The 4,632-nt window shown below is 67.4% G+C and carries 6 protein-coding genes; 2 read left to right on the plus strand and 4 right to left on the minus strand.

Features of this window, described 5'->3' with window-relative positions; translation table 11 throughout:
* A partial coding sequence (locus KBA48_RS32565) for a hypothetical protein (protein ID WP_292912825.1) occupies positions 1-189 on the minus strand: 189 nt, incomplete at its 3' end.
* A gap of 194 nt (positions 190-383) precedes the next feature.
* Here KBA48_RS32565 and KBA48_RS32570 point away from each other — a divergent pair.
* The gene (locus KBA48_RS32570) at positions 384-1,130 is read left to right on the plus strand and encodes an aspartate/glutamate racemase family protein (RefSeq protein ID WP_292912826.1); all 747 of its coding nucleotides are present in this window, start codon (positions 384-386) and stop codon (positions 1,128-1,130) included.
* A gap of 8 nt (positions 1,131-1,138) precedes the next feature.
* Here KBA48_RS32570 and KBA48_RS32575 read toward each other — a convergent pair whose 3' ends face one another.
* Positions 1,139-1,813 carry a HAMP domain-containing sensor histidine kinase gene (locus KBA48_RS32575; RefSeq protein WP_292912827.1) on the minus strand — a complete coding sequence of 225 codons (675 nt, stop codon included), beginning with the start codon at positions 1,811-1,813 and terminating at the stop codon, positions 1,139-1,141.
* An 89-nt stretch (positions 1,814-1,902) separates the two neighbouring features.
* Positions 1,903-2,868 (minus strand): nitronate monooxygenase family protein, encoded by a 966-nt coding sequence (locus KBA48_RS32580; RefSeq protein WP_292912828.1) that lies wholly within the window; start codon positions 2,866-2,868, stop codon positions 1,903-1,905.
* Between the two features lie 200 nt (positions 2,869-3,068).
* Between KBA48_RS32580 and KBA48_RS32585 the strand changes: the two genes are divergently transcribed.
* The gene (locus KBA48_RS32585) at positions 3,069-4,034 is read left to right on the plus strand and encodes a pseudouridine-5'-phosphate glycosidase (protein ID WP_292912829.1); all 966 of its coding nucleotides are present in this window, start codon (positions 3,069-3,071) and stop codon (positions 4,032-4,034) included.
* A 150-nt stretch (positions 4,035-4,184) separates the two neighbouring features.
* On the opposite strand, the gene KBA48_RS32590 is transcribed toward KBA48_RS32585, so the two are convergent.
* Positions 4,185-4,632: 4-alpha-glucanotransferase (locus KBA48_RS32590; protein ID WP_292912830.1), on the minus strand; the 448-nt coding region annotated here is incomplete at its 5' end.

The following is a 4,632-nucleotide window of genomic DNA, read 5'->3' on the forward strand; positions in this document are numbered from 1 at the left end:
CGTCAGCCCGTCCCACCACTGGGTCAGCAGCGTGGTCTTGCCATAGCCGGCGGGTGTGCGGACCAGGGTCAGGGCGCGCGCCGCCAGACCGGCCGCCACAGGCGCCAGTTCCGGCCTTTCCACCAGGGCCACCATCTGGCGCGGCGGCGTCAGCTTGGCGGCGAGATGGATATCGTGGATCGGGTCCATGGGCCTCGACGGTTCCGGCGCTGTCGATCTCCGCACATAGCATCATTGCCGCGCCCCGTCGCCCCCGCCATGCCCGCCTGGGGTAGGGTGCGGCAAACAGGCGGGTAGGAAAGGGCCGTTACCCCCCGCGACCGGTTGCATGCGCCCCCTGCCCGCCCGATCATCGGGCCTTCCGCCAATGACAGGGGGCCGCCATGGCACGCAAGCTCGACATCCGCCTGATCACGCCGGTCACCACGCGCGGTCTGCGCGATCTGGCCGAAATCGCGCATCTGGAAAGCGCCGATCTGGGTTTCAGCCATAGCCTGATCGATATCGGTCCGCCCTCGATCGAGAGTGAGTTCGACGAGGCGCTTTCCGTGCCCGGCACGCTGGCCAAGGCGCTGGCGGCTGAACGGGACGGTGTGGACGCCATCATCATCGATTGCATGGGCGATCCCGGCCTGAAACCCGCCCGAGAACTGGTGAAGGTTCCCGTCTTCGGTCCGTCAGAGACCAGCATGCATGTGGCCGCCATGCTGGGACACCGGTTCAGCGTGGTGACGGTGCTGGAAAGTGTGCGGCCCCTGCTGGGCAATCTGGCCAAGGTCTATGGCGTGGCGGAAAAGCTGGCCTCGGTGGAGGTGGTGGACATTCCCGTGCTGGAACTGGCCGCCCGGCTGGAGGAGGTGCAGGAAGCGCTGGCCGACAGGGCACTGCATGCCGTAAGGCACCAGCATGCCGACGCCATCATTCTGGGCTGCACGGGCTTCTTAGGCTGCGCCGGCCGCATCACCGACCGCCTGCTGGCGGCCGGCTATGACATCCCCGTCATCGACCCGATCCCGACGACCGTGATGGTCGCCGCCGGTCTGGCCCGCGTGGGCCTGCGCCACAGCAAAAAAACCTACGCCACGCCGGCGGTGAAGCCGCTGGTCGGTTTCGATCTGGGGCGGTACTGACGCCCCGATCACACCCCGCCGAAGCGCAGCGTCGCCGTCAGCCCCGACCGGCCGCCCAGCGCGAAACCGTGATCCAGACGGTGGGCGATGTGCTGGCACAAGGTCAGGCCCAGGCCCAGCCCGCGCCGGCCCGTGCCGCCCTTTTCCACCCGTCCGCCGGCCTCCATCACCCCGTCGCGATGGGCGGGATCAATGCCCGGCCCGTCATCGGCGACAATCAGCGCCGGCCCCCCCGCGCGCCGGACCCCCACCAGGATGCGGCGGCCGGGCGCGGCATGGGCGATGGCATTCTCGATCAGGGCCCGCAGCACACGATCCAGCATGACCGGGTCGCTGTCCACCACCAGGGTGGAGGGAACCAGTCTGATCTCCATGCCGGCATCGGCGGCCTTGTCCGACAGTTCACCCGTCACGCGGGACAGCAGCGGCGCCAGCGGCACCTGTTCCAGTCTCACCCGCGCCGATCCGGCGGCAAGGGCCGCCAGGGTCAGCACCTGATCCATCTGCGCCGCCCCGATCTCCAGCGCTTGTTCCAGCCGGTCGGCCAGTTCAACCTGCTTGGGATCGGCCAGTTTCATCTGCAGCAGGTTCAGGAACAGGCGCATGGCCTGGAATGGCTGGCGCAGGTCGTGCCCGACGGAGGAGAGCAGCCGGACGGGGTCAAGGGGGGCGGGCGCGGTCATGGGGCCTGTCAGTGCGGGAAAAACGACACCCGACTGTGGCGGGCTTTTTCCTGAACGTCCAGGCTGGACCGCCCCCACCCCCGGAAGGGTCACACGAACGCGGCCGGCACGGCGGCGGCAGCGCGGTATTCCTCCTTCATGCGGGCCACCAGTTCGGCCACGGGCGGGGCGTCATGGATGGTGCCGATGCCCTGGCCGGCGGACCAGATATCCTTCCAGGCCTTCTTCTTCGACCAATCCTCGATCGACAGGTTGGGATCGGCCTTGCCGCCGGAAATGGCGTTCACGTCGATACCGTTGGCGGCGACGCTGGGCCCCAGGTAATTGCCGGGGATGCCGCTGAACATCGGCGTATAGACAATGTCAGCACCCGTATGGTCGATGATCATCTGCTTATAGGCGTCGGGCGCATTGCCTTCCGCCGTCGCGATGAAGCGGGTGCCGATATAGGCGAAGTCGGCACCCAGCACCTCTGCGGCCCGCACCTGCGCGCCCGACGACATGGCGCCGGCCAGCACCACCGGGCCATCGAAGAATTCCCGCACTTCCGACAGCAGGGCAAAGGGCGACATGGTGCCGGCATGACCACCGGCCCCGGCCGCCACCAGGATCAGCCCATCCACGCCCACCTCGATCGCCTTTTTGGCGTGGCGGATATTGGTGACGTCGTGGAAGACCAGTCCGCCATAGGAATGCACCGCCTCGACGATGCCCACGGGCGCGCCGACCGACGTGATGATCAGCGGCACCTTATGCTTCACCATCAATTCCACATCGCCGTGCAGGCGGGTGTTGGACCGGTGCACGATCAGGTTCACGCCGAACGGCGCCACCGGCTTGTCCGGATTGGCGGCGGCATAATCGGCCAGTTCGCCCGTGATCTTAGTCAGCCATTCATCCAGCGTTTCTGCCTGGCGCGCATTCAGACTGGGAAAGGTGCCGACGATGCCGGCCTTGCATTCGGCCAGCACCAGTTCGGGATAGGAGACGATGAACATGGGGGAGGCGATGACGGGCAGCGACAGCTTTCCCTTGAACTGGCTGGGCATGGGCATCTTCGATCATTCCTCCAGGTGGCGCATTGGACGCGGTGGCACGCGCGGTTATTTGTGATGGGTTGGTTTTAGCACGCTCGTTCGCATGCCGCCAGAACCTCGGTGGTGGGCGCATGGCGGCCCCACCAGCGGGCGGCGTTGCATGCGACGGGGCCGGCGTTGCATTCTCCGCCGCGACTTGAAATCCAAGGGCCGGACCCATGCAGGACTTCCTCTCCATCCATCCCGAAGTATCGGCAGCGCTGAAGGCCGGTAAGGCCGTCGTGGCCCTGGAATCGACCGTGATCAGCCATGGTCTGCCCTATCCGGCGAATGTGGAGACGGCGAACGCCCTGGAAGCCGCCATCCGCGCCGAAGGGGCCGTGCCCGCCACCATCGCCGTTCTGGATGGCCGCATTCGTGTCGGCCTGGATGCCGATGATATCGAGCGCCTGGCCCAGCCGGGTGTGCGCAAGGTCAGCCGCCGCGATCTGCCCGTTGCCCTGGCCCAGGCGGCCGATGGCGCCACGACGGTCGCCGCCACCATGATCGGCGCCGCCCTGGCCGGCATTTCGGTTTTCGCCACGGGCGGCATCGGCGGCGTGCATCGCGGGGTGGAAACCACGCTGGACATTTCCGCCGATCTGGAGGAACTGGCCGCCACCGATGTTGCCGTCGTCTGCGCCGGGGCCAAGGCCATCCTGGACCTGCCGCGCACCCTGGAATATCTGGAAACCAAGGGCGTGCCGGTCATCGGTTATGGCACCGACCGGTTCCCCGCCTTCTATACCGCCACGTTGCCGCTGCCTGTCGACGGCCGCTGCGATACGGCGGACGAGGTGGCGCGGGTGCTGCGCGCCAAATGGCAACTGGGTCTGGGTGGCGGCGTGGTCATCGGCGTGCCGATCCCCGACGATGCCGCCCTGGACGCCGAAGCCGTGGAAGCCGCCATCGCCCAGGCGGTGGGCGAGGCCGAAGCGCAGGGCGTGCGCGGCAAGGCCCTGACGCCCTTCCTCCTGCAACGCATGCAGGAACTGACCGGTGGCGCCAGCCTGGCCGCCAACCGTGCCCTGCTGCTGAACAATGCCACCATCGGCGCCCGCATCGCCGTCGCCTATGCCCGCCAGAAGGGCGAATTCACCCTGCCCAAGAAGGTGGTCACCGCCAAGCGGCCGCCGGGATATTGAGGGGCGGACAGGCCCTCACCCTCCCACTATCGTGGGCGAGGGGCAGAACATAAGGCAAAAAATCCACCCCTCGCCCATGATAGTGGGAGAGGGAGGGGCCCGTTGGCGTCAGCCAACGGGAGGGTGAGGGAACGCCCTGCTCCCCCGCCCCTATCCCAGCCGCCCCGCCGCCGCCGTCAGGTCGCGCAGCCGGTCGCTATGTTCCTCGCGCCACTGACCATCCTTCAGGCGCCAGCCCCAGTTGCCGTCGGGCAGGCCGGGGACGTTCATCCGGCCCTCGGTGCCCAGGCCCAGCACATCCTGCACCGGCGTGATGACCAGTTCGGAATTCACGCCCAGGGCAAAGCGGATGAAGTCCCAGTGCAGTTCCCGCCCGTCCGTATTCAGATAGGAACGGATGCAGTGCCCCAGCTCCCCGTCCAGCCCGCCGCGCGACGCGACCCAGCCCAGGATTGTGTCATTGTCGTGCGTACCCGTATAGAACACGGAATGCGCGGCATAGCGGTTGGGATCGTAATGCCAGGGTTCAAAATGGTCGCCCCATTCGAAGGGCAGCACCCGCATGCCGGGGAAGCCGAAATGATCGCGCAGCCGCTCC

The sequence above is a fragment of the Niveispirillum sp. genome (genome assembly GCF_017996735.1).
Taxonomy (GTDB): domain Bacteria; phylum Pseudomonadota; class Alphaproteobacteria; order Azospirillales; family Azospirillaceae; genus Niveispirillum.

Coding starts and splice junctions, on each gene's coding strand:
- KBA48_RS32575 (WP_292912827.1), bottom strand. CDS start 1,813: ATGACCGCGCCCGCCCCCCTTGACCCCGTCCGGCTGCTCTCCTCCGTC.
- KBA48_RS32570 (WP_292912826.1), top strand. CDS start 384: ATGGCACGCAAGCTCGACATCCGCCTGATCACGCCGGTCACCACGCGC.
- KBA48_RS32585 (WP_292912829.1), top strand. CDS start 3,069: ATGCAGGACTTCCTCTCCATCCATCCCGAAGTATCGGCAGCGCTGAAG.
- KBA48_RS32580 (WP_292912828.1), bottom strand. CDS start 2,868: ATGCCCATGCCCAGCCAGTTCAAGGGAAAGCTGTCGCTGCCCGTCATC.